General features: G+C 68.0%; 3 protein-coding genes. All 3 read right to left on the bottom strand.

From position 1 onward, the window contains the following. On the bottom strand, nucleotides 1-928 hold a 928-nt coding region (locus D7W79_RS39825; protein ID WP_147442299.1), incomplete at its 3' end, for an MFS transporter. 111 nt (nucleotides 929-1,039) lie between these two features. Further along, nucleotides 1,040-3,091: an adventurous gliding motility protein GltC gene (gltC, locus tag D7W79_RS39820; protein WP_120530432.1), complete on the bottom strand. Its 2,052-nt coding sequence runs from the start codon at nucleotides 3,089-3,091 to the stop codon at nucleotides 1,040-1,042. A 6-nt stretch (nucleotides 3,092-3,097) separates the two neighbouring features. After that, nucleotides 3,098-3,878, bottom strand: a 781-nt coding sequence (locus D7W79_RS39815) for an outer membrane beta-barrel domain-containing protein (protein WP_244222240.1), incomplete at its 5' end; no start/stop codon positions are given.

Genomic DNA, 3,878 nt, shown 5'->3' with positions numbered 1-3,878 from the left:
CTCCCCTGCCCCCCGGGCCACCAGACGCCTCCCGGCCGGACGCGCCATGGCCGGGCGCCACCAGCCGGCGCACCAGCCCACCCTGCACCAGCGCGGACAGCACGCCCACCACCGCGAAGAGCGCCCCGGAGCGCAGGCTGGCCTCCTTCAGGATGGCCGCGTCCGGATGCACCGCGTGCACCAGCCACCCGCCCTCCAGCGGCACCGGCCCGGAGGAAAGGAAGCGCGTCAGTAGGTACACGGAGAAGGTGCCCTCCATCTGCGCGAAGGCCGCCGTGTAGAGCAGCACCAGCACCACGCACCGGCCCACGACGGGCAGCGTCAACACGGACAGCGCGCCCTTGAAGGTGCGCGTCGTGGCGGACGGCGAGCCCGCCTTGCGCGTCTCCGGCAGGAAGAACCAGGTGTTGAGCAGGTTCAGCGCGGACAGCCCCGCCGCGAACAGGCCGATGGCCAGGTTGCCGCCCCACGCGCCCAGCACACCGCCCAGCGCGGGCCCCAGCACGAAGCCCAGGCCGAACGCCGCGCCGATGACGCCCATGCCCTTCGCGCGCTCATGCGGCTTCGTGATGTCCGCCACCACCGCCTGCGCCGTGGACACGTTGCCGCCGGAGATGCCGTCGATGACGCGCGACAGGAACAGCAGGGGCAGCGTGTGCGCGAAGGCGAACAGCACGTAGCCCGCCAGGGACCCCACCTGGGAGATGAGCAGCACCGGCCGCCGGCCGAACCGGTCCGACAGCCGCCCCATCACGGGCGCCGCCACCAGCTGCATCAGCGAGTACACCGCGACGAGCAGCCCCACCGCGAAGGGGGAGGCGCCAAAGCGCACGCCGTACACGCCCAGCTGCGGAATCAGAATGCCGAACCCGATGAGGTCCAGGACGGCGATGCCGAACACCACCCGCAGCGACGCCTCCCGAGCCAACTTCGCACTCCCTCGTCCCTTCGAGGGACCGTTGGAAAAGACAAGACCGCCGGAGCGCGCGTACGGGGCGCTCCGGCGGCCGGGAAGATTCCCACTCTCAGCGCGAGGCGTCTACATCGCCTCGGCGGACTGGATGTTGCGGTTGGCCGTGTCGCGCTCGATGCAGCCCTTGGTCATCGTGTACTGGTACGTGCCCAGCTCGTCACGCCAGTACTCGCCCTCGTAGGGCCAGTAGAGCTGATCGTCCGCCACCGCCACGGAGTACTTGTACTTCTTGACGATGGCCGTGCGGCCGCCCGCCTTGAGCTGCTCCTCCAGGAACTCCTTCTCCTTGGTGGTCGTCTCGAACTTGATGCGCAGGCCGTTGGCCAGCAGCAGCTTGAGCGCGCCCAGCTCCGACTCCAGCTTGCCCTTGGCCATGATGCCGGCCTTGGAGATGAGGCTGGTGCGCTGGACCTTGAGCTCTTCGAGCAGCTGCTTGGTCAGCTCCGAGTACTTGAACGTGTCGCCCTTGTTGGAGAACAGGTCCATCTCACCCTCGAGCTCCAGGATGGAGTCGTTGGTCTTCTTCAGGTCCTGATCCGTGAGGGCCAGCCGGAGGATGCGCTCCAGGAGCACGTCCGTGCCGTTCTTCTCCAGGCCGTCCTTGTTCTTCTTCTGCACGTCCGCGAGGACCGTGTAGTACTCGGAGGCCTCCATGTTCTTCTTCACGAGCGCGTCCAGCTCGTCGTGCACGGGCAGGTAGGTGCGCTCGAAGTCCTGGAGGATGAGGTTGGACTCCCGGTAGCGGCAGTTCTCGTAATAGATGACCGCCTTCAGGATGAGCGCCTCCGGGAAGTACTCCTCGCGGAAGAAGGGCGACGACAGGGTGATGAGGTTGCCCAGCGCCTGCTCGTACTGGCCGATGCGGTAGTTGGCCCAGGAGGACTCGAAGAGGGCCTCCAGCCACTGCGTGTTCCCGCGCTCCACCTTGTTCAAATAGAAGATGGAGAAGCGGTTCTGCTGCATGCCGTAGTGCGTCCGGGCCAGCTGCATGAAGGCCAGCTCGCGCAGCGACTTGTCCAGCTTCGCCTGCTCGCCGGTGCGGCCCACCATGGGACGGGTGAGGCGCACCACTTCCTTCATCGCCTCCACCGACGCCATGACGTCCGTGTTGCCACGCTTGGCCGCCGCGTCCTTGTGGTTCGTGCCGTTGCGGAAGAAGGCCAGACCCTCCAGGTACTTCGCGCGCGGGTAGAACGGATCCGTGCGCGGGATGGTCAGCGCCAGGCGCTTCACTTCCTCGAAGGACTTGTCCGCGTTCTCCGTCTGGCCCACCTGATCCAACGCGCGGCCACGCACGAAGTGGTAGCGCGCCAGCAGGTAGCGGAACTCGTTGCGGAACTTCTCCGGGAACTCGTAGTTCGCGTACCGGGCGATCTCATCCAGGATGACCGTCTCGTTCTGCGTCTTTCGGCTGATGAAGAACAGCCACTCCAGGCTCGTCTTGAAGAACTTCGTGGACGGGCCCGCAGCGAGGATCTTGGAGAACTCGCCCAGCGACGAGTGGTACAGCCCCATGCGGTAGAGCGACTTGGCGAGCACGTAGCGCGCCTCGACGTGCAGGCCCTGGAGCTTGGGGTCCCCCAACAGCTCGTGGGACGCCATCGCGGCCTTCTCGTACTCGTCGTTCTTGAACAGGCTGATGGCCGCGTCCAGGCGCTGGCGGTCCGCCGTCTTGCCGGACACGTCCACCGCGTCGAACGTCATCGTGGGCGCGGGCGGCTTGTCGTTGTCGCTCGTGAGGTCCAGGCCCAGGCCGGGGCTGGTCTGCGGGGCCGGCTTGGAGGCGGCCGCGGGCTTCGCGGCCGGAGCGGCGGGGGTGGCCGCCGGAGCAGGCGTCGTCGTCACGGCCGCGGGCGGCGTGGCCGGGTTGCCCATGGGCGCGGGCTCGGTCGTGGCGGTGGAGGACTCGGTGGTGTCCTCGGCCGGGGCGGCCGTCTTGCCCTTGCCGCGCTTGGCGGTGGTCTTCTTCTTGGAGGAGGCCTTGGAAGACGACCCCTTCTTCTTCTTCTTCGACTGGCCCGCCAGGTCCAGCCCTTCGAAGGACTGGGCCAGCGTGGGGGCCGTGTACGCGAGCGTGAGCCCGAGGACGGCGAGGCGGAGGAACCGGTGGGTGCGCATGAGTCTTTAGGAACCGGAGGGGAAGAAGAAGGACAGGCCCAGCTCGAACATGATCTGGTTGCGGAGGTAGTTGGGCGTGGGGTCGCGGCCCTTCTCCACGTAGATGAGGTCGCGCAGCTCCGTGCGCAGCGTCATCCACCGGTTGAAGAAGAAGCGCAGGCCGACGCCCACGTTGCCGCCGCCCGTGAGGTACGACTTGCTGCCCGCGGCGGGCGTGCCATCCGTCAGCGACTCCGCCGGCCCCTTGTACTGGACGACGGACGCGCCCACGACGCCGTACATGTCGAAGTGGACGAACTTCTCCGCCAGCAGCGACAGCTTGCCGTAGATGGGCGCCCACTGGACGTCCACGCCGCCCATGAGCGTCATCTGGCCGGGCGCATACCCGTCCAGCTCACCCTTGGAGGGCGCGCGGCAGCCGCGGGTGTCGCCACCCTCGCCCTCCGTGAAGGTGCAGATCTGCGCGGAGCCCGCCACGCTGTTCAGCGCGTAGCCGCCGCGCAGGCCCACGCCCAGCGTCTCCATGGGGAAGTAGGTGACGGTGCCGCCGAAGAGGTACTTCTTGAAGAACGCGTCGCGGATGGTGATGGACGCGGACGGGCTGATCTCGAAGCGGCCCTTCTTGAGGAACATGTGGCCGGACACCGGCCGGATGCGCTCGCGAAGAGGCCCCAGGGCGTCCTTGTCCACCTCGGACACGTCGCCGGCCTCCTCCTCCTGGGAGGTGGAGGGCGGGTTCGAGTTGGCCGCCGTCTTCGGCGCCGGAGCAGCCGCCGCGGGCGGCGGG

The sequence above is a fragment of the Corallococcus exercitus genome (assembly GCF_003611585.1).
In the GTDB taxonomy this organism is placed as follows: domain Bacteria; phylum Myxococcota; class Myxococcia; order Myxococcales; family Myxococcaceae; genus Corallococcus; species Corallococcus exercitus.
This window is presented reverse-complemented; position numbering and strand designations above follow the sequence as displayed.

Excerpts from the sequence above, each read along its gene's own strand:
- gltC (WP_120530432.1), bottom strand. The coding sequence starts at position 3,091 with ATGCGCACCCACCGGTTCCTCCGCCTCGCCGTCCTCGGGCTCACGCTC.